Below are 20,722 nucleotides of genomic sequence, written 5' to 3' on the forward strand. Positions count from 1 at the left end.
CTATCATCTAGCATTTCTAAATCAATCGGAATTACCCAGCTTCTTTAACATCGAATAGTGCGATTGGATTGCACCAAAAAATGTTGGGAAATAGTTGTAAGGTACGTCATGTTTCTGAGCCACCTCACGTACAATCTGACTGATTGCCGGATAGTGAACACTGCATACTTGTGGGAACAGGTGATGCTCAATCTGGTAATTTAACCCACCTACGAACCAAGATAATAATTGGTTATCATGGGCGAAATTGGCTGTAGTTACCATCTGATGAACTAGCCATGTATGCTCGATTGCGCCGTTTTCATCTGGCAAAGGGAATTCCAGTCCTTCAACTACGTGCGCCAACTGGAATACTACACCGAGAATAATTCCTGCTGTAACGTGCATGGCCACAAACCCGATGAGAAATTGCCACCAGGTTACATCTAAAACTATTAGTGGAATTGCGATCGTATAGCCATAAACAAATAACTTTGTCCAAATCAGATTTACGACCTCAGCACGGGAATGTACTAGGTTTTTGCATGGCCCGAAATCTTGAAGTTGAAAGCAAAGAAAATCCTTCATAAAAAGCCAATTGAGTGTGGCGAGGCTATATGCAAAAAAAGCATAGATATGTTGATATTTGTGAATAGGTTTTAAGGGAGTAACCGACGAAAACCGGATGAGCGGCGAAACCATCAGGTCTTGATCGACTCCGGGGATGTTGGAGTATGTGTGATGAATAGTATTATGGGCGATTTTCCATATATGTCCATTAGCACCCAGCAGATCGAAAATAAAACCGATGGATTTGTTCACCCGTGGGTTTACCGAGTAGGCTCCGTGTAGAGCATCATGTGCAATACAAAAGCCAATACCCGCTATTCCTACACCCATTAATACAGCCAGAGCGAGCATTTGCCATACAGAAAATTGGTTGCTCAAAATCAGTGCATAGCTACCGTAGGTAATCCCCAGAAAGAAAATTGTCTTGAATACCATTCGGAAATCAGCTTTTGGTGAGCGACCCGTTACTTCAAAATAATTTGCAACCTGTGTTTTGACTTCTTGTGCAAAGAGCGTCGCTTCACGGTTGGAAAAGCAAACCTTACTAATTTGCATAATTTTTCTCTTGATTTTGATTTATTCTCCTACAATTCCCATCTTCCTTACTGAGAAGTGCAGGTTTTTTACAAAATAATCGGTGAAGGTGGTCAGATTCCCAACTTCTTCAAAAAGTCGGGGATTTTGCAACCCCGCAAATTTAATTGCTGTTCTCAGATAAATTGCACCCATACTCTTGACTTCCAGAGAAAATATGAGAAGCTAATATTTAGGCAAGCTAAATATAAGAAGTGCATCAAACTCATGACAAGACTTATGGAAAATATTGACCTGTCAGATAGGCAATTACTCGGCTATGTACCCCAGGCCCTTTCTGCTCACTGGCTACGAAAATCTATGGCTTTGGTTAGGACTGTACAATTCTTTTGTTAACATTAACAGGCTTGACCTTAATCTGTGGAAGACTTTATCCACGGGTGGCAATGTAATCAGGAGAACGAATAGCCCATGAAGCTCGATAAAATTTCGCAAGGCACAACTTCCGAAGAATGTGCTGCTAGAGTAATGGAGACAATTCCGTTAGTTATGCGATTTATTCGAGCGGATATGCGGGCTAACAGTGCCGCTGCTTTATCTATACCTCAGTTGCGATCGCTAGCGTTTCTCAATCATCATCCAGGTGCTTCACTATCTGACTTAGCAGATCATTTAGGTGTCACCTGTGCCACAGCCTCAGCGACAACCGAACGCCTAGTACAACGCAACTTAGTACAACGCTGTGACCATCCGCAAGAACGACGGCGGATTATCCTCAACTTAACTGAAGAGGGAAAGCATCAACTCAAGCAATCCCAAGACCAAACTCGCGCCCATATTGCCAAACTTTTGGATGGTCTCACAGAAGAACAAATCTCCAATATTGAAGAAGGGTTAGCTCTAATAAAAAATGTCTTCGAGCAAACGGAACTTAAACCGCCTCAACAGTGAATCTGTACAACACGACCCCTTTGCAGCTCTGCGGTTTCGAGATTATAGATTATTTAGTATCGGGCGTGTACTCCTGTTCATCGGCTCACAAATGCAGACTGTAGCCATTGGCTGGGAACTTTATGAGCGTACTGGCTCAGCCTTGGTGTTGGGTGTTGTTGGGCTAGCCCAAGTCCTACCGATGATTGCCCTCACCTTGATTGCTGGCCATGTAGCCGATCGCAATGATCGCAAATTGACGATGTTGCTGTCAATCTTGCTCTTAGCCTTATGTTCCTTAGCTTTGGCGATACTTTCTTGGACTAAAGGAGCAGTTATCTTTATCTACGCCTGTTTAGTATTAACAGGTATTGCCAGGGCTTTTTTAAAGCCTGCTAGCGATGCTTTAATGTGGCAATTAATACCTATCAGCGCTTTTACGAATGCTGCCACATGGAACAGTAGCAGCTTTCAGTTAGCCTCAGTAGTTGGCCCGGCTTTAGGGGGATTTGGTATCGCTTTGTTGGGAAGTGCTACGGGAGTATACGTACTAGCGGCGATCGCCTCATTTCTCTGTTTGATATTAATAGCTGCGATCGCTGGGAAAAAAACAACTCGTTCCCAAGAGCCACTCTCCCTTACAGTACTCTGGGCTGGTGCTAAATTTGTTTGGCAAAACCAGCTGATTCTTGCAGCAATTACCCTAGATATGTTTGCCGTTTTATTGGGGGGTGCGATCGCGCTATTACCCATCTTCGCCAAAGATATTTTGCATGTGGGGCCAGTAGAATTGGGCTATCTACAAGCAGCCCCTTCCATTGGTGCTTTATTTATGGCGATCGTACTAGCATACTTGCCACCTTTACGTAATGCTGGGCCAGCCTTACTTTGGTCGGTGGTTGGCTTTGGTGTTGTCACAATCATCTTTGGGCTTTCGCATTGGTTTTGGCTGTCACTGTTAATGTTAGTCCTGAGTGGGGCACTAGATAGTATTAGCGTTGTGATTCGCCACACCTTAGTTCAAATTAGAACACCAGATCATTTACGTGGTCGAGTGGCTGCCATTAACAGTGTGTTTATCAGTGCTTCTAATGAATTGGGTGGGTTTGAATCGGGTTTAACCGCTGCCCTATTTGGCCCGGTGATATCTGTTGTGGGTGGTGGAATTGGCACAATTGTTGTGGTGGTTGCGGTGGCGATGATCTGGCCAGGGATAGCCAAACTAAGGGCATTGCAAGATTAAATAATTCGTAATTCGTAATTAAAGACCCCAACACAAAACTTGCCGATTATAGAACTGGGGGACTTAAACCCACGAAACTGGTTAATAGTGGTTGGGTTTCACTTCGTACCCCTACGCTTAAGCAAGCTATAACCCAACCTACATCTAATGTATTACTTTAGCTGTGTCAGTCCAGCAGCGGCGTGCCAAGCCTTAAAATAGTGCAATCAAGATGGAAAATATGAGATGGGAAAAAGACGTTCAATAGTGGCTAGACCAAATTCGATTGAAGAGTGAGCATTTTAGTGTTGATTTGTGACTCAATTACTTGATGTTCTTTGCGCCAAGTATGGGGAGGTAAACCATGATGTTGACGAAATTGGCGGGAGAAGTGACAGACATTTTGATAGCCCAATGCTTTTGCAATTTCTTCGATTGTTTGATTGTGATTTTGCAGCAAAAAACGAGCGCCTGCCATGCGGCGTTTGACAATCCAATTGTTAACAGTTTCTCCTGTCTGTCTTGCAACTCGGTTGGTTAAGTAAGCAGGTGAGTAACCAACCGCTTGAGCTACATCACACAGAGTAATTCCTTGATGATAGTTAGCTTCTATAAAGTCGAAAACTTCTTTTAATTGGGGAACGCAGGGAAAGATTGACTTAGGAGTGGTGACTGATAGAGTCTTATCAGTAGATACTGACTTTGCAGTCTGCTCAAGTTTATTCATACACCAGTGTTGAAGAATCGCTTGTTTTCGTAATCGAATAGCGATCGCTCTGAGTAATTCTTCTATTGTAGAAGGTTTAGTCAAATAATCATCCGCTCCCAACTCCATAGCTTTGCGAACATCTGCTCTAGTATCGCTACCAGTGAGAAAAATGAAGGGAATCACAGCTGTGACCGGATCTTGACTCAGCACAGCCAGAACACTATAACCATCCATATCAGGCATCATAATATCGCAAATCACGAGGTCTGGTAAATGCTCTTGTGCTTGCTGGATACCAACAATACCGTTTTCAGCACCTATCATCTCAAAACCTTCAGCTTCAAGACTTTTTAAAAAAAGATTACGGGTGATGGTATCATCTTCAACTACGAGAATTTTTTTCGAGAATTGGTACGTCATTTTTCTGTCGCTAATTTTTTGGTAAGGAATATCTACTAAACTCAATGCAGACTATTAAGTTACAACGAGATTATTTTTTTCCATAAAGTTATGAATATTGATTTCCAAATCAATACCTATAACTGAGAATTGACAGAGTTTTTCTTAACTGACCGCAGGATTACACTAAACGTAGTCCCCTTACCTTCTTCACTTTCCACAGTAACTTGACCACCATGCAAATCTACAAGGGTTTTAACAATCGATAAACCCAATCCAGTGCCGGATATACCATTGCTATTACTACCGCGATAAAATGCTTCAAATAGCCTTTGTTGGTCTTTTATTGGAATCCCAATACCCCGATCTTTGACCTGAAAAATTATTTCCCCATTTTCACAAGCAAGTGTCAGATCAACCGAACTCTGAACTGGAGAATATTTAACTGCATTATCGAGCAAGTTCTTCAGAATAAACTCAAATAGTTTTGGATCTACTAAGGCTACAAAGTAACTAGTTTGAGTGAGAAAATTTATTGGATTCTGGCTGCTACTTATTTGCACTTGTGCCACCAAATTCTTGCAAAACTGAACTAATTCCAGTGGTCTTGGCTCAAATTGTAGTTTTGCTGCCTCTGCTTTAGCGTAAAACAAAATATCATCTAACATCTGGCTAAGCTGTTCAACGGCTATTTGAATGCCATCAAGTAATGGTCTTATAGTTTCTGCCATTTGATCATTGATATTTCTTTTCAGTAAGCTACTAGAAAATGAAACAACATTCAACGGATTGCGAAACTGATGACAGACCATAGAAAGGAAACGCGCTCTCAATTCACCTAGTTCTTTTGCTTGTTCTAAAGCCTGGTTCAGTTCTGTTTCTGCGTACTTGTAATCAGTGATATCAATCCCTGCAATTAGCTCAACACTCTTTCCTCCAAAATCAAGCACTCCATCAAGTATTGCAACTGCACAAGCTAGCCAACGTTCTTTACCATTTTTTGTTAGGATCTTGATCTCTTGATATTCAAAGTTAGCTGAGTTACCCGAATCACTCACTTGTCTACGTTTTTTACTCTTAATTAACTGGCGGATATCAAAGCCAGTTAGCAGTTCTTTTGTTGTATAGCCTGTGAGTATCGTTACTGCTGGATTAACGTAACAAAGCCGTGTACCTTGAATTAAGAAAGTACTAACATCGGTCGTTTCTGCTAAAGCCCGAAATCTAGCCTCGCTTAATCTTAGTGCTTCTTCAGTTCGTTTAGATTCAGTAATATCCCAAATGCTCCATACTCTACCAATAATTTTCTTATCCAGCCATTGAGGTTTAGAGTAATGTGCAAAAATTCTCCCGTCTTTCAATTCAAGAATATCATAGCTCTCAAAATCAGATTGACTAGAAACTTCCCAAACAAGCCGATTAAAAGCTTCTGGATCTTTTAATTGTTCTTCAAAGAAGGCTCTACATATAGGACATCTTTTAGATAGAGTCAATGTTTCTGGGATCTGCCACATATCGATAAATTGCTGATTAAAGCTGAGAATATCTCCCTCAAAGTTCACTGCAACAATGCCGATGGTAGTAGATTCCAAAGTTGAATGAAATATAGATAGGGATCTTTCTAGCTCTACTTCCTTTTTTTTTAATTGAGTAACTTCTTGTTGTAAGTTGGCTTTAGCATCTCTTAATTCATCAATCCATTTTTGTACGCTCAACTCTACCATTTCATTAGTGCGATCGCGAACGAAGACACAACTATATTTTTTACCTTGGTCTTCTAAGGATGTCATAGATATTTCTACTAGAAATACCCGACCTTTCTTCGTCCGATAACGAGATTTATATATAATAGAATCCTGCGATGTAATATCTGAGAAATTATGTAGCGAAAAGTCTATATCTACATCTTTTAATGTCATCGAAAGCAATTCTTCACAAGAATATTCAGTGATTTTGCAAGTTGCATCGTTGACATAAAGAAACTGCGCGTTCGCTCCTAAACAGAAGGCAGCATCCGCGGTTTGGTTAATTAAAAAATGAGCAAACTTTAATCCTACTTCTGACTGTGGCTCTGTTTGAGAGTCAGATTGAACTAACGTATATTCGTTGGCATCCATATCCTCACTCCTGATCGCAAGTCGGTACTACAGCCATCTATGAACTAATAATTAAGATTTTTCAAATCTTGAGTAGGCTATTTTTGCCTCTGTTGTTTGATTTATTAACTGTGGCTCATACCGTGGATTTGAGCTTGGTTTCGTTACAGTGAATATCTTCAGTATTAAATAAGTTCAGTGCTAGTGGATTTTTTCATCATATCTTGTGTAAGTTTTTACCTATTTATAATAGCTTAACTTTTCTTAACTGTTCACTCAGGAATTTAACTACAGAAGAATCTGAATATTCATCTGTCACAAGATATACATTTAAATTTCGCTTTGATACAGGTTTTCACATTCACCGAGACTTGCCTTGCAAGGGACAGGGAACGCTTAACAGGCAACAGTAGACTTCTGTTCCCTCGTTCCTTAGTCGAATCAGCCTCCTTTTTAAGAGGAAATGTGATTGCGAGGGTCAAATCCCCTCCCAATCCAGTCACTGTCGCTGTTTCTTGTTTCCTGTTTCCTTTAATTCATCTGTCTTAAGAGATAAATTTTGTTAAGAAATTTTCTACAATTTACCAACTAGCTACCAAATAGGATAAAAGTTTTAAACAGTGACACTACACAGCTAATCTTGTCTCCAGATTACCAGCAAGCTAGCTACTACAAACTATTGATCTCCTACTTTAGCTAAGTGGGTAATGTAGTTAGTGAGACAAAAACGAAAAAATAGATAACCTCATCAAAAGATTTTTCATTGTATGTAAAGCTTGGACTCCCTTATTCTGGTTTCCATAGGCGCAGTCTTTTCTAAAAATCTTAATTTTTTCCAAGCTTTTTCACTAGGGTGAACAGCGAAACTTAGCAGCAACTCCTCCTAACCGCTGTTTAGCTAGGTTATCAACCTAAGAAAGGCAATAAATCTAAATTATTTTATATACTACCGAGATTTAAATGTAAATAAAAGAGCCTTGTAGAAATATTTGAAATTAAGTGAAAGCAATGAGTCAAAATTATACTGCTTCCAACTCTCCCATAGTCACTTCTGAACCATACAAGGAACTTCCAGATAGCAATCAATACGTAGAAATTGCAGTTGATGAGTTAGTTGATAACGCCAAAGTTCAGCCTTGCTTATCCAATGAAATAGCTACAACGCTATCGGTTGCCGATATAGTAGTGCAGATGTTAGCGAGCCTCGGAATATGCAATGCTTTTGGCGTTGCAGGAGGTGCAATGGCTAGTCTTTGGAATGCACTCTCAAATAGCACCATACAAGTATTGAACTTTCGCCATGAAGCAGGAGCTGCCTTTGCAGCAGTCGAAGCATACTTTGCTAGCGATCGCCCCACCGTTGTATTTACCACAGCAGGCCCAGGTATTACCAACGCCCTCACCGGATTATTTGCTGCCCGTGGTGAAGGTGCAAAGGTGATTATGTTGTCAGCTTGCACCTCAGCAGCGCAACGTGGACGTTGGGCAATCCAAGAAACTAGCACCTACACATTACCCAGTGGCGGTATATTTACCACAGGAGCATTGTTCAACTATGCAATCACTGTTGAATCTGCTGCTCAACTCCCGCAAATTTTTCGTAAACTGGCACTTGGCTTAGCACAACCAGGGGGATTTGTAGCTCATATCAGCATTCCCACCGCTGTGCAAACAAGTCTAGTCGAAGATATATCTCTGCCTCAACTAAAAGTTCCTAGTTATCGAATCACAGCCCAAAAAGAAGCGATAGCCAAATCTGCACAGTTACTCTTTGGTGAACCATTCGCCGTCTGGGTTGGTTTTGGTGCCCGTGACGCAGCAGCAGAAATCCGCCAACTTGTGGAAAAAACTGGTGCTGCGGTGATGTGTTCACCCCGTGGTAAAGGTATATTTCCCGAAGATCATCCCCAGTTTGTCGGAGTCACAGGTTTAGGTGGTGATGCTTCCGTATTCACATATATGGAACAACCTCCCGCCCGGACGCTTGTCCTCGGAACCCGCCTTGGTGAACCAACTTCTTTTTGGAGTCCGTTGATGGTTCCTCCCAAGGGCTTTGTACATGTAGATATTGATCCAGAAGTACCGGGAGTAGCATATTTCTATGCCGAAACCTTCCCAATTCACTCTGACATCAAAACCTATCTACAAGAACTATTACAGTACCTACCGGATAATCCTTCTGCTGACACAAAGACACAGGAACGCGCGGACGCGGGGAATTTTAACTTTGCAACTTCATTATTACCTCGTCCAGAACGCAAACCCATTGAACCAGCAACGGATTATCCAGTGCGACCAGAAGTATTGATGATAGCAATTCAAAAGATCATCGTTGAGGGTAGCGATGCGATCGTTATGGCAGAGTGTGGTAATTCCTTTACTTGGTCAACTCATCTGTTGCGATTTAACCAACCCCATCGTTACCGAGTCAGTACTGGAGTTGGGGCGATGGGGCACACCGTTACAGGTGTTGTAGGAGCGGCACAAGCACGTCAAGGTAAAGCTGTAGCCATTGTCGGGGATGGGGCAATGTTGATGAACAACGAAATCAGCACAGCCGTAAAATACAAAATTCCTGCCGTTTGGATTGTCCTCAACGATGCTCGTTACAATATGTGCCACCAAGGGATGAAAGTTTTGGGATTAAAAGGAGCAGATGCAGAGATTCCAACTACAAACTTTGCCATGATTGCTCGTGCTATGGGAGCAGATGGTGTAGGAGTTTTTAGAGAATCAGATCTAGAAGCAGCACTAGAACAGGCGATCGCCTCAACAGTTCCTTTCGTAGTTGATGTTGTGATTGACCCCGACATACCTGCACCTTCCGGTGGACGCAATAAGAGTTTGGCAGCACAAGGAGTCAAAGCAACTTTACCGAAAAACTCTGTCAAACCAGTTTCGTTTCCTTTGGTCTGACTTACACGTGGAGAGGGATGAGGGGACGCGGGGATGCGAAGAATAATCAATAACAATTCCCCACTCCCCGTGGGCTGAGCGAAGTCGTTCGCGCAGCGTCTCCGACAGGAGAAGCCCACCCCCCATTCCCAATCCCCAGTCCCCAATCCCCAGTCCCCAACATCGAGAAACCACAATGCACCTATTTGAAACCGTTAGAGAAATGGGTCACGAACAAGTTCTCTACTGTCATGGAAAAAACCCAGATATCAAAGCAATAATTGCGATCCATGACACTAGCTTAGGGCCCGCGATGGGAGCGACCAGACTCTTTCCTTATCCCAACGAAGAAGCAGCTTTAAGAGATGCTCTACGTTTGAGTCGTGGTATGACTTATAAAGCTGCTTGTGCTAACATTCCAGTCGGTGGCGGAAAAGCAGTGATTATCGCTAATCCAAAAGATAAAACAGACGACATGTTAAGAGCCTATGGAAGTTTTATAGAAAGACTCAATGGGCGTTTTATTACGGGTCAGGATGTAAATATCACTCCGCAAGATGTGCGAACTATTAGCCAAGAAACAAAATATGTAGTCGGTGTAGAAGAGAAGTCTGGCGGCCCTGCACCCATCACAGCTTTAGGAGTCTTTTTAGGAATTAAAGCCGCTGTAGAATTCCGTTGGAAAACCCAAAGACTTGAGGGAATGAAAGTTGCTGTTCAAGGTTTAGGAAACGTAGGTAAAAACCTCTGTCAGCATTTACATGAGCAGGGAATTCAACTTTTTGTAACTGATGTTGATAACAAAAAAGCAGAAGAAGTAAAACGGCTTTTTGGTGCAACTGTAGTAGAACCAGATCAAATTTACTCTGTGAATGTAGATGTATTTGCTCCTTGTGCGTTAGGAGGGATTATTAATGACGAAACAATTCCTTTAATGCAAACTACAATTATTGCAGGTGCTGCCAATAATCAATTATGGAATGAGCAAATCCATAGCCACATGCTTGTTAAAAAAGGAATTCTTTACTGCCCTGATTATGTAATTAATGCTGGGGGAATCATTAACGTCTACAACGAGATGATAGGTTACAACGAAGAAAAAGCTTTTAAGCAAGTAGATAATATTTATCATACGTTGATGACAATTTTCAACATAGCTAAACAGCAGAACATTACCACTAATGATGCTGCTCAGCAAGTAGCGGAAGCAAGAATTAGTCAGGCTAAGTTAAATATGAATAAAGCGATCGCGGCTTAATTGTTCATAGTTATTACTCAGTAATAGTTTCAGGCTTTTTAAGCACTAAGCTGCTTTCTAGATATTAAGTGAATGAGTGAATAATGGAAAAAAATACATTTGCAACATCAGCTTATATTGCTACTTCACCAAAGAGTGCTTTCGATTATCTTTGCAGCTTAAAAAACTTAGATGATTGGACACTCTTTAGCCGAATGAAAGAGCAAATTGATGAAGATACTTGGCTAGGGACAGCCTCTGGTTATCATAGCAATCTTTATTATCATGTCAAAAAACTAGAAAGCGCACTTTTTTATGGCATTGAGTGGCACTGTGGATTTGAGTATCAAAAATATTTTCAGGTCTACCCTGTATTGCTGTTTCCTCCCGACTACATTGAGCCTGGAACAAATGAAGAAGGTGTGTACTTTCACTGGCTAAGTTTTGTTGACCCAAAGCGACAAACCCAGATGATTATGCAGGGAATTCATACTGTACATACTTCTGAATGCCGTTCACTCAAAGCCATTTTGGAACGTAAAGTAGGCCACACCACCGCAGCCAAAGGGCGCTACTTAATTGATACCGACACAATTTATGTTGATGCCCCTGTCGAAATTGGCATCAAATATTTGTCAAATCTCCAAAATATAGATGAGTGGGCACATTTAATCAGACCATCTGGTGAGATTAATTCTGATTCTGGTGAATTTAAAGACGAGTACGACCAAAAAGTAAAAATTTCTTTCCGGCTCCATACTTTAAGTAAATATTACTTACTTGAACAAGAATATTTTTATCCAGACTACGAATTTTATCAGCGCTCCATAGCACTATTAATTCCTACTTCTTATGCTTTTGGTGATTCTGAAGCTCCTGGTTTTATATTGCATCGGATTACATTCTGGAAAACAGATGAATCTCTCACTCACGGCAAACTTAAAATTGAGGATTTTGGGGCTGAGAGCATGAATATTAAACGTATGCTTGAAGCGAAAGCTGGTAATTTGCAATCCTTTGATCGCGGGATGAGCTACATACCAAAAGGAGGGAACGCTTAACGCTTAACAGGGAATAGTTTTTCCTATTTAAAATTGTCAAAACTTCCACAAATTACCAAATTTCAATCTCAAAAGGTATGAAACTTCAGTCATTTATTCTTACATCAGTTTGTTTTGCCGCTATTTGTGGAACGTCAACCGCAGAAGCTGCATCGCTAACGACTATTGTCGATGGAATCAGTAATGCGCGAGCTGTTAGCTTTGGCCCCGATGGAACTCTTTATGTAGCAGAGCCGGGTATTGGTGGAAACGGGAATTGTCAACCATCTCCGAGTACACTATTTCAACCTATCTGTGCGGGTAATAGTGGTTCACTGGTTAAAGTGACACCAGATGGTACTAAAAAGCGTATACTCACAAACTTTCAATCACTAGCAGAACAACCCACCGGCAACCAAGGAGCCGGTATTCAAGACTTACAATTCGACTCACTGGGAAATGCTTATCTGTTGACTGGGTTTGCTGGTTATCCAGGAAACCGTGATCAAGCAACGCTGGAACTTGGTTCTAAATACCCGATTCCAGAAACACAACTTGTGACTTTCCCGCCATCTAAACCCGATAAAGTTTTGAATACCCCACTGTTAGGACAACTGTATAAAGTTGACTTGAACAGCGGATCTCTCAATAGTGTTTTCGACTTTGCCAAGTATGAAATCATTAATAATCCAGATGGTGGGGATGTAGTTACCAATCCCTATGATTTGACAATTAGCGGCAATAGTGCTTATGTTGTTGATGGGGGTGGAAACGCTGCTTATAAAATTAAACTTGATGGAAGTGAATCAGAAGCGATCGCAATCCCTAAAAATATTATTAGTGCCTCAGAATTGCCACCCGCGCCACCAGGGCAAGAGATCCCACCAGGGTTAGTAGATGTGCTTCCAGGAGGAAAAATAGGGGTTCAATCAGTACCGACAGGTGGCACGATTGGCCCCGATGGAGCTTTATACGTTGGTGAATATACAGGTTTTCCTTATCCAGAAGATAAATCGCGGATCTTCCGCATTGGTGAGGATGGAAAACCAGAGGTTTTTCTAGATGGGTTTACGCACATCACCGACCTGACCTTTGATGAGGAAGGTAATTTGTTAGTTTTACAGTTTAGCGATACCTCTCAGTTGGGCGGCGATATCACAAATCTACCTGGTTCTCTGATTCAAATTGCTCCTGATGGCACTCGTACAGTAATTGTTGCTGCTGGTGAAGGGTTAGATTCGGCTGATGGAATTGACATTGGCCCTGACGGCAAAATTTATATCACTAATCGTGGTGTTGGCCCAAAACTAGGAGAGGTTGTGCGAGTGGATATCGAGCCAGTTCCAGAACCTGTAACCATACTGGGTACTCTCACAGCTGTTGCTTTCGGTGCAACTTTAAGGCAAAAGCATAAACGTAGCAAACAATTAACGGAAGCAGAAACTGTTTAGAACAGTACTTGATTAACCCAAAATTGCCCAGTTTGTAGTCAGCACTTAAGTGCTGACTACAAGGACTAAAGTTCCCAAACTGGGACTGAGAACGAAATTAGTTTGCGAGAGTATAACTCATACAACCAGCACTTAAAACTCATGAGATTAGTAAAAAATCTGTCAATTGCTATTGTCGGTACTGGATTGATGGGATTAGCTACATCTGCCCCAGCTTGGTCTTTAAGTTTAAAATACGAGCGTAGTATTGGTAGCCCTGGCTTCGGCTCAGGACAGCTGTTTGTTCCTCAAGGCATCACAGTAGATGACGCTGGAAATGTCCTAGTAAGTAATGGTCGTGGTCTTAATCCAGACGGTAGTTTTAACCCTGACATTGGTAATAAGGTTGAGGTATTTGACTCTCAAGGTGACTATCTCAGAGCAATTGGTAAGGGCGGCAAAGGGCCCGGAGAATTTGACGAACCAGCAGCTCTAGAAATTGACCCGGTTACTAAGAATCTGTATGTAGGTGACGTTTTTAACAACCGTGTCAATGTCTTTGATCCTCAAGGTAAGTACATCAAATCATTTGGTTCTTTTGGCAAACTTATACCCGGTAGAGCTTTCTTTGGGCCATCTGGTATAACATTTGACAAAACTGGCAATGTGTATGTAGGTGATTTTAGCGGCGATAAAATCAATAAATACACCAAGAATGGCGAGCTAATTGGTAGCATTGGCGGCAATGGTACAGAGCCTGGACAGTTCCAAGGGCCCGCAGGCGTCAGAATTTCACCAGTCAGTGGCAATTTCTTTGTAGCTGACCAGTTTAATAACCGTGTTCAAGTACTCGACCCAAAAGGTAATCCTTTGTTAACTTTTGGTAGTGCTGGTAGCGAGCCTGGACAGTTTAATCAGCCAATTGGTATTGAGGTAGACGAGTATGAAAATATCTATGTGGCTGATTCTATCAATAGCCGCGTCCAGGTTTTTAATAAAGACGGTAAATTTTTAACAGCATTTGGTAAACCTGCTGCTGCACCAGCACCTGCTTTAGGTGAACCACCTTTTGGCGAACCTCTCGACCTCACACCAGGTACATTTAACTGGACTGGTGGTACCAAATATGAGGATGGAAAGCTTTATGTGGGCGATTTCTTCCAAGGTCGCGTCCAGGTATTAAAGATAGAGGGTAGAAGTAAAGAAGTGCCTGAACCAACTTCTATATTAGGTACAGCATTATTCGGAGTAGGGGCTACTATTATCAAATTGCAAAAAAGCGGTAGAAAAAAACAAATGAGCTAAAACACATCCAAAGTTGTTGACTGTTAATGGTTAGCAGTCAACACTTAAACGTCAACCGTTGATCAAAATTATGTCTAGTGTCATTGATTTTAAACCAACAAATATTGTTAACCTTCTGTATGAGTGGGTTGCACAGCAAGTTACTCAAGAAACCTGCAACTGGCTAGACGAAAAAAGGCAGGAAATCAGCAGTGGTGTTAGTGTGCAAATTTTCTTTACTGCTTTCAGTGCAGTACCTCGTTATACGGGGAAAAATCGGCTAGAGCTAACCCCTGAAGATTTACAAGCAGCTTCGACAATGCAAACAGGGTGGTTTCCTATTCATTGGCATGTAGAGCAGGCTGCTCGTACCTTACTAGTATTAGCTTTGCCACAAGATGATGCAGATAAATACGTATATACTTTAGAACGAGTATTTACAGCTGCTGATGTTGGGGAATTAGTAGCGTTATATCAAGCCTTACCTTTATTATCTCATCCAGAAAAGTTGCAAAAACTAGCTGCTGAGGGAGTTCGCAGCAATATGACAGTAGTTTTTAATGCTATTGCTTTGCGAAATTCTTATCCAGCTCAGTATTTTGATACTCTGGCATGGAACCAGATGGTACTAAAAGCTTTGTTTGTGGGCAGTCCTTTAGATTTAATTCAAGGTATAAGAGAGCGCGCTAACCCTGAGTTAGCCAGGATGTTGATTGATTATGCTCGCGAACGTTATAGCGCTCACCGTTGTGTACCTAATGAAATTTGGCCTTTGGTGAGTCAATTTATGGATGATTTATCCACGCAGAGACAAGGCAGCGCGTTGCGGAGCGAGTGTGGTCTTGGGGAGCCACCCCCGTGGGCGGGTTTCCCGACTTGAGGGGAGTGGCGTGGTTTCCCCCATGAACAACTCGCGTCGGGGTTCCCCCCGTTGTAGCGACTGCCGCACAGAGGCGCAAAGAGTATAAAAATGATGTTTATTGACCCCCACGTTCATATGAGTTCGCGCACTACTGATGATTATCAGAGGATGCAGAGTTCGGGTATTGTAGCTGTGATTGAGCCTGCATTTTGGCTAGGACAACCCCGCACTAATGTTGGTTCTTTCCAAGATTATTTTAGTAGTTTGGTTGGTTGGGAAAGATTCCGGGCTGCTCAATTTGGTATCAAACATTACTGCACAATTGGCTTAAACTCTAAAGAAGCTAATAACGAAGCCTTAGCAGAACAAGTGATGGAACTGTTGCCTTTATATGTCTGTAAAGAAGGTGTAGTTGCTATTGGTGAAATCGGCTACGATGATATGACACCAGCGGAAGACAAATACTTCCGTCTTCAGCTAGAGTTGGCAAAAACACTAAATATGCTAGTAATGATTCATACACCGCACCGCGATAAAAAAGCGGGTACGAGTCGCAGTATGGATGTCTGCATTGAGCATGGGTTAGAGCCATCACAAGTAATTGTAGACCATAACAATGAAGAGACAGTTGCAGAAGTTTTAGAGCGGGGTTTTTGGGCAGCATTCACAATTTATCCCCATACCAAAATGGGCAATGCTCGTATGGTAGAGATTGTACGCCAATATGGCAGTAGTCGCATCATTGTAGATAGTAGTGCTGATTGGGGTGTTAGCGATCCTTTGGCTGTACCCAAGACTGCCCAATTAATGTTGGAGTGCGGCATATCTCAAATTGCTGTGCAAGCAGTTTGTTATCAAAATGCTCTTTTAGCTTATGGTCAAAGTGGTCAAATGCAAGAGTCAGACTGGCTCAATCCTTCTCCTATTGACCAACGACAGTTGTTTAATGATAACTCCGTGCTGCGTGGACAACAACCATTGGTAGAGTCACACCGCAAATACGCATTAATTGAGTAAGTAAATCAAGATGAACACTGTAACTTTCAATCTTCATCGCTTCTGGGCATATCTGCAATTGATGCGTCCTGCCAATATTATCACTGCTTGGGCAGATATCTTGGCTGGCTTTGCGGCTTCACAAAGCCAAGTGAATCTTTTACCGTTGGCATGGTTGCTGTTAGCTACCACTGGTTTATATGGTGGTGGAATCGTATTTAATGATGTATTTGATGCTGAACTAGACGCCCAAGAACGACCAGAAAGACCTATTCCTAGTGGTAGGGCATCTCGTTGGGGAGCAATTTTATTGGGAGGTTTGCTGTTAGGTGTAGGGATAATGGCAGCAGCTCAAGTTTCGTGGTTAAGTGCTAGTTTGGCTTTTGCGATCGCAACAACTGCCTTATTATACGATGCTTTAGGGAAGCATCACCCGATTTTTGGCCCAATCAATATGGGTGTTTGCCGTGGTGGTAACTTATTACTGGGCGTGAGTGTCTCATCAACAATGGTGGGAGAATACTGGTTTTTGGCTTTGATTCCCATGGTTTACATTGCTGCTATCACTACTCTGAGTCGGGGTGAAGTACATGTGTCCAAGCAAAGTAATGGTCTAATAGCATTGTTATTGATTGTGGCAGTAATTGCCGGACTTTTAGGGTTAGGGGTGTTAGCAAACTATCAAGTCTTCACAGCATTACCATTCTTAATTTTGTTAGCTATTCGAGTTTTATTGCCTTTTATGCAAGCTGTACGCCAACCTACTCCAGAAAAAATTCGCATCGCCGTCAAGGCTGGCGTATTGTCACTAATTGTTTTAGATACCGCTGTGGCTGCGGGTTTTGCAGGATTATCATACGGGTTACTAGTCTTGATTCTCCTGCCGATTTCAATGTTACTAGCGCAAATCTTTGCTGTGACTTAATTACGAATTACGTTAGCGCAGCGGTAGCGAGTCCTCGATAGCGAAGCGTTAGCGAAGCGTTAGCGACGCAGGAGCGTCGCGTCATTACGAATTACGAATACTGATATGGCTTTTCCTAAATTAACCACTAAGTCTACAACAAATCACCTCAGACCGCGACAAATCACCATTATTGGTGGACATGGCAGAATGGGAAGATTATTCAAAGAGCAACTTTCAGCAGTCGGTCATCAAGTTAGTATTCTTGAACAAGAAGACTGGCAGTATGCAGAACAACTTCTGGGAAAAGCAGAATTAGTCTTAGTATCTGTTCCCATTGAGTATACAGTTGATGTTATCAAACGCGCAGCTAAATACCTTGCCCCAACAACAGCTTTATGTGACATCACAAGTATCAAAACTCAGCCAACTCAAGCGATGTTGGAATACCATTCAGGTGCTGTAATGGGTTTACATCCCATGTTTGGGCCAAGTATCAAATCCTTCTTAGGACAAAAAGTAATAGTATGTTCAGGACGAAATGATAATTCGTTCCAATGGTTATTAGACTTTATGCAAAATCAAGGTGGAGAAATCATCTTCTGTACGCCTGAAGAACACGACCAAATGATGGTAGTGATTCAAGCAACCCAACATTTTTATCGATTTAGTCTTGGTGTTTTCTTAACACAATCTGGAATCGATATAGAAAGCAGCTTAACAATGTCAACCCCAAGCTATCGTCAAGAAATTGATATCCTCAAACGCCTATTTTCTCAAAGCCCCCATCTATGCGTTGATATTATGCTAGCTACAGAAGAGAGATGTCAGGCAATTTATACCTTAGCTAATACTTATAGTCGTTTGGCAAAGATGGTAGCAAACAAAGACCGAGCCGCATTAATTGCGGAATTTGAAACTACTCAAAGCTGTTTTCAAGAAAAAATCAATAAATCTTATCCAGACCAATATAGTTCAGTTAAAAATATCCATCGGACGAAGACACCTGCAAATGTAAATAAAGTTTAATTTATCAAACCACCAAATAGGACTGCTACATCAACAAAAAATGCTCACCAACATCAACAAAAAAACTGCATTAAATTTGCAACCAATTTCTCAAAATATCTCAGTTACATTTCACTACGATATTCACTTCACTAATAATCTATTTAATCTCAAAAATCGCACATTAGCGCAAATAATTACAGCAGATAAAGAGGCAAAACCAAAAAAAGTAATCGCTGTAGTAGATGCGGGATTATTACTATTCTGGCCAGAACTGTTGCAACAAATAACAGCGTATAGTCAATTTTATGCCGAAATACTTACACTCGCCGCAGAGCCGATAATAGTTCCCGCAGGAGAAGCTGCGAAGAATAACCCTAAGTTAGTAGAGCAAATTCACCAACTCATTGAAACAACGGGATTATGTCGTCATTCCTACCTGTTAGCGGTTGGGGGTGGTGCTGTATTAGACTTGGGTGGATACGCTGCGGCAACTGCTCACCGAGGTATTCGTCTTATCCGTATTCCTACTACTGTGCTGGCGCAAAATGATTCTGGTGTAGGAGTAAAAAATGGCATCAATGCCTTTGGTAAAAAGAATTTTCTCGGCACTTTTGCCCCGCCTTATGCAGTTATCAATGACTCTGCTTTCTTGACTACTCTAGAAGACCGTGACTGGCGTTCGGGAATTGCTGAGGCGCTTAAAGTGGCGCTAATCAAAGATGCTCGTTTCTTCGATTTTATCTGCGATCGCAGTGCAGCGCTTGCCTGTCATGATATGGACAGTATGCAACAGCTGATTTATCGATGTGCCCAACTACACTTAGATCATATTGCTACTAGTGGTGATTCTTTTGAAATGGGTTCATCTCGCCCTTTAGATTTTGGTCATTGGGCAGCGCATAAACTAGAGCAACTGACAGATTATAACTTGCGACATGGAGAAGCAGTTGCGATCGGTATTGCTTTGGATAGCACCTATTCCTACCTCAAAGGATTGCTTTCTCGCTCAGAGTGGCGGCGTATATTAAAGACACTATCAACACTAGGTTTTAGATTGTACGTTCCAGAACTGACTGAGAAATCATCCCAACTAGGGCATCCTCGTTGTATATTCCAGGGTTTGACCGAATTTCGGGAACACTTGGGTGGAGAATTAACTTTGATGCTATTGCAAGGTGTAGGGGAAGGAATAGAGGTTCATGAGGTAGATATATCTTTGTACAGGCAAGCAATATCCCTGTTGTATGAAGACGAATTTAGAGACGAAAATCTCTCTTCCCCTACTCCCTACTCCCCACTCCCTACTCCCTATCTTCAAGTTAGATGAAAATAGAAACTAACCACAATTTTCACTTAACCTATTGCACAAATATTCATCCCGGTGAAAACTGGGATGATGTCTTTGCCAACTTAAAGCAGTATATTCCCTCTCTCAAAACCCGATTAGCACCAAATCAACCTTTCGGTATTGGGTTGCGGTTAGCAGAGGTTGCAGCTAGACAACTACTGCAAGGAAATACTTTAACTCACTTTCAGTCATGGTTGAGCGCCCAAGACCTCTATGTGTTTACCTTGAATGGCTTTCCCTATGGGCAATTTCATGGACAAGTAGTAAAAGACCAGGTTTATGCACCAGATTGGTTAACACAAGAGCGCTTAGACTACACAATACAACTAACTAATATCCTTGCAGAACTTTTACTAGATGATATGGAAGGTAGCATTTCTACGCTACCTTTATCTTATAAACCTTGGTTTAAAGGAAACCAACTTTTACAAGCATCGGCGATGGAGAGTGCTAGTCTCCAAATAGCACGGGTTGTGGCTCAAATGGTACGGATTTATGCTGAGGAAGGAAAACTATTACACCTGGATTTGGAACCAGAACCAGATGGGTTAATTGAAAATGCTACCGAAGTAGTTGATTATTTTCATAAGTATTTGCTACCTATTGGCGGTGCTGATTTAGCAAAACATTTAGGAATTTCACAAAACACTGCCGAGGCTCATTTACTTAATCATGTGCGTATTTGTTACGACACTTGTCATTTTGCTGTCGAGTATGAAAATCCAATCTCGGTTTTTCAACAGTTTCAAACTGCTGGTATTCAAATTGGCAAAATTCAAATCAGTGCTGCGTTGCAAGCATCGCTGGCAGATGTTGAGCAGCGCTATTTAGTAGCAGAGCGTTTACGTCAATTCGCGGAATCTACGTATTTACATCAAGTAATTGCTCGCAAAAATAATCACGAACTATTTCGCTATTCAGACTTAGAAAGTGCCTTACCTCACTTAGCAGATACTAACGCTCAACAGTGGCGAATTCACTTTCATGTACCTATTTTTATCCGCGATTATCAACTGTTGCAATCTACGCAAGATGATATTGTAACTGTGCTAAATCTACTACACCAGGACTATACTTGCACTCATCTAGAAATTGAAACTTATACCTGGGAAGTTCTACCGCAACAGATGAAATTGGATTTATTAGCATCGATTCAGCGTGAGTATGAGTGGGTGATGGCTGTTTTGGGAATGGGGAATTAATAAGTATAAATATTTTTTATCGGGCTACGCCCCGCTTCTCTACGAGACGCTTCGCGAACGCTAACACGCAGAGG

Annotated in this window: 17 protein-coding genes and 1 pseudogene; 14 read left to right on the top strand and 4 right to left on the bottom strand. The window is 41.7% G+C overall.

Annotated elements, in window-relative coordinates; translation table 11 throughout:
- Positions 1-21: 21 nt before the first annotated feature.
- Positions 22-984 carry a fatty acid desaturase family protein gene (locus AC5JMF_RS10990; protein ID WP_495795744.1) on the bottom strand — a complete coding sequence of 321 codons (963 nt, stop codon included), beginning with the start codon at positions 982-984 and terminating at the stop codon, positions 22-24.
- A 141-nt stretch (positions 985-1,125) separates the two neighbouring features.
- Entirely contained in the window at positions 1,126-1,278 is a 153-nt protein-coding gene (locus AC5JMF_RS10995; protein WP_495795745.1) for a hypothetical protein, read from the bottom strand.
- A 155-nt stretch (positions 1,279-1,433) separates the two neighbouring features.
- Between AC5JMF_RS10995 and AC5JMF_RS11000 the strand changes: the two are divergent.
- From AC5JMF_RS11000 to AC5JMF_RS11010, 3 genes and pseudogenes are all read left to right on the top strand, one after another.
- Positions 1,434-1,535 (top strand): annotated as a pseudogene (locus AC5JMF_RS11000) (ABC transporter permease); the annotation flags it as partial.
- A gap of 19 nt (positions 1,536-1,554) precedes the next feature.
- Positions 1,555-2,034 (top strand): MarR family winged helix-turn-helix transcriptional regulator, encoded by a 480-nt coding sequence (locus tag AC5JMF_RS11005; protein WP_495795746.1) that lies wholly within the window; start codon positions 1,555-1,557, stop codon positions 2,032-2,034.
- Positions 1,994-3,256 (top strand): MFS transporter, encoded by a 1,263-nt coding sequence (locus AC5JMF_RS11010; RefSeq protein ID WP_495795747.1) that lies wholly within the window; start codon positions 1,994-1,996, stop codon positions 3,254-3,256. The genes AC5JMF_RS11005 and AC5JMF_RS11010 overlap by 41 nt, the downstream gene beginning before the upstream one ends.
- A gap of 250 nt (positions 3,257-3,506) precedes the next feature.
- Here AC5JMF_RS11010 and AC5JMF_RS11015 read toward each other — a convergent pair whose 3' ends face one another.
- Both AC5JMF_RS11015 and AC5JMF_RS11020 read right to left on the bottom strand, forming a co-directional pair.
- Positions 3,507-4,364 carry a response regulator transcription factor gene (locus tag AC5JMF_RS11015; protein ID WP_495795748.1) on the bottom strand — a complete coding sequence of 286 codons (858 nt, stop codon included), beginning with the start codon at positions 4,362-4,364 and terminating at the stop codon, positions 3,507-3,509.
- Positions 4,365-4,480: 116 nt separating this feature from the next.
- Positions 4,481-6,460 (bottom strand): scytonemin biosynthesis sensor histidine kinase, encoded by a 1,980-nt coding sequence (locus AC5JMF_RS11020; protein WP_495795749.1) that lies wholly within the window; start codon positions 6,458-6,460, stop codon positions 4,481-4,483.
- A 987-nt stretch (positions 6,461-7,447) separates the two neighbouring features.
- On the opposite strand from AC5JMF_RS11020, the gene scyA reads away from it, so the two are divergent.
- From scyA to eboE, 11 genes are all read left to right on the top strand, one after another.
- On the top strand, positions 7,448-9,355 hold the full coding sequence (gene scyA / locus AC5JMF_RS11025; protein ID WP_495795750.1) for a scytonemin biosynthesis protein ScyA: 1,908 nt from the start codon (positions 7,448-7,450) through the stop codon (positions 9,353-9,355).
- 175 nt (positions 9,356-9,530) lie between these two features.
- Positions 9,531-10,592 carry a tryptophan dehydrogenase ScyB gene (gene scyB / locus AC5JMF_RS11030; protein ID WP_495795751.1) on the top strand — a complete coding sequence of 354 codons (1,062 nt, stop codon included), beginning with the start codon at positions 9,531-9,533 and terminating at the stop codon, positions 10,590-10,592.
- 83 nt (positions 10,593-10,675) lie between these two features.
- Positions 10,676-11,632, top strand: coding sequence for a scytonemin biosynthesis cyclase/decarboxylase ScyC (gene scyC / locus AC5JMF_RS11035; protein ID WP_495795752.1), 957 nt, complete (start codon positions 10,676-10,678; stop codon positions 11,630-11,632).
- Between the two features lie 77 nt (positions 11,633-11,709).
- Positions 11,710-13,062 carry a ScyD/ScyE family protein gene (locus AC5JMF_RS11040; protein ID WP_495795753.1) on the top strand — a complete coding sequence of 451 codons (1,353 nt, stop codon included), beginning with the start codon at positions 11,710-11,712 and terminating at the stop codon, positions 13,060-13,062.
- 141 nt (positions 13,063-13,203) lie between these two features.
- The gene (gene scyF / locus AC5JMF_RS11045) at positions 13,204-14,346 is read left to right on the top strand and encodes a scytonemin biosynthesis PEP-CTERM protein ScyF (protein WP_495795754.1); all 1,143 of its coding nucleotides are present in this window, start codon (positions 13,204-13,206) and stop codon (positions 14,344-14,346) included.
- A 70-nt stretch (positions 14,347-14,416) separates the two neighbouring features.
- Positions 14,417-15,205: an EboA family metabolite traffic protein gene (locus AC5JMF_RS11050; RefSeq protein ID WP_495795755.1), complete on the top strand. Its 789-nt coding sequence runs from the start codon at positions 14,417-14,419 to the stop codon at positions 15,203-15,205.
- A 90-nt stretch (positions 15,206-15,295) separates the two neighbouring features.
- Positions 15,296-16,204: a TatD family hydrolase gene (locus AC5JMF_RS11055; RefSeq protein WP_495795756.1), complete on the top strand. Its 909-nt coding sequence runs from the start codon at positions 15,296-15,298 to the stop codon at positions 16,202-16,204.
- A gap of 10 nt (positions 16,205-16,214) precedes the next feature.
- Entirely contained in the window at positions 16,215-17,108 is an 894-nt protein-coding gene (gene eboC / locus AC5JMF_RS11060; protein WP_495795757.1) for a UbiA-like protein EboC, read from the top strand.
- A 105-nt stretch (positions 17,109-17,213) separates the two neighbouring features.
- Complete coding sequence (gene tyrA / locus AC5JMF_RS11065; RefSeq protein WP_495795758.1) at positions 17,214-18,116, top strand: bifunctional chorismate mutase/prephenate dehydrogenase; 903 nt, start codon at positions 17,214-17,216, stop codon at positions 18,114-18,116.
- Positions 18,117-18,156: 40 nt separating this feature from the next.
- A complete protein-coding gene (locus AC5JMF_RS11070; RefSeq protein ID WP_495795759.1) occupies positions 18,157-19,425 on the top strand; it encodes a 3-dehydroquinate synthase in 1,269 nt (422 codons plus the stop codon).
- Complete coding sequence (gene eboE / locus AC5JMF_RS11075; protein WP_495795760.1) at positions 19,422-20,648, top strand: metabolite traffic protein EboE; 1,227 nt, start codon at positions 19,422-19,424, stop codon at positions 20,646-20,648. Before AC5JMF_RS11070 ends, eboE begins: the two co-directional genes overlap by 4 nt.
- Positions 20,649-20,722 lie beyond the last annotated feature (74 nt).

The sequence above is a fragment of the Desmonostoc vinosum genome (assembly GCF_059505385.1).

Excerpts from the sequence above, each read along its gene's own strand:
- AC5JMF_RS11020 (WP_495795749.1), bottom strand. The coding sequence starts at position 6,460 with ATGGATGCCAACGAATATACGTTAGTTCAATCTGACTCTCAAACAGAG.
- AC5JMF_RS11040 (WP_495795753.1), top strand. The coding sequence starts at position 11,710 with ATGAAACTTCAGTCATTTATTCTTACATCAGTTTGTTTTGCCGCTATT.
- scyB (WP_495795751.1), top strand. The coding sequence starts at position 9,531 with ATGCACCTATTTGAAACCGTTAGAGAAATGGGTCACGAACAAGTTCTC.
- AC5JMF_RS11005 (WP_495795746.1), top strand. The coding sequence starts at position 1,555 with ATGAAGCTCGATAAAATTTCGCAAGGCACAACTTCCGAAGAATGTGCT.
- AC5JMF_RS11015 (WP_495795748.1), bottom strand. The coding sequence starts at position 4,364 with ATGACGTACCAATTCTCGAAAAAAATTCTCGTAGTTGAAGATGATACC.
- AC5JMF_RS11010 (WP_495795747.1), top strand. The coding sequence starts at position 1,994 with ATGTCTTCGAGCAAACGGAACTTAAACCGCCTCAACAGTGAATCTGTA.
- eboC (WP_495795757.1), top strand. The coding sequence starts at position 16,215 with ATGAACACTGTAACTTTCAATCTTCATCGCTTCTGGGCATATCTGCAA.
- AC5JMF_RS10995 (WP_495795745.1), bottom strand. The coding sequence starts at position 1,278 with ATGGGTGCAATTTATCTGAGAACAGCAATTAAATTTGCGGGGTTGCAA.
- AC5JMF_RS11055 (WP_495795756.1), top strand. The coding sequence starts at position 15,296 with ATGATGTTTATTGACCCCCACGTTCATATGAGTTCGCGCACTACTGAT.
- AC5JMF_RS11050 (WP_495795755.1), top strand. The coding sequence starts at position 14,417 with ATGTCTAGTGTCATTGATTTTAAACCAACAAATATTGTTAACCTTCTG.
- AC5JMF_RS10990 (WP_495795744.1), bottom strand. The coding sequence starts at position 984 with ATGGTATTCAAGACAATTTTCTTTCTGGGGATTACCTACGGTAGCTAT.
- scyC (WP_495795752.1), top strand. The coding sequence starts at position 10,676 with ATGGAAAAAAATACATTTGCAACATCAGCTTATATTGCTACTTCACCA.
- scyA (WP_495795750.1), top strand. The coding sequence starts at position 7,448 with ATGAGTCAAAATTATACTGCTTCCAACTCTCCCATAGTCACTTCTGAA.
- AC5JMF_RS11070 (WP_495795759.1), top strand. The coding sequence starts at position 18,157 with ATGCTCACCAACATCAACAAAAAAACTGCATTAAATTTGCAACCAATT.
- eboE (WP_495795760.1), top strand. The coding sequence starts at position 19,422 with ATGAAAATAGAAACTAACCACAATTTTCACTTAACCTATTGCACAAAT.
- scyF (WP_495795754.1), top strand. The coding sequence starts at position 13,204 with ATGAGATTAGTAAAAAATCTGTCAATTGCTATTGTCGGTACTGGATTG.
- tyrA (WP_495795758.1), top strand. The coding sequence starts at position 17,214 with ATGGCTTTTCCTAAATTAACCACTAAGTCTACAACAAATCACCTCAGA.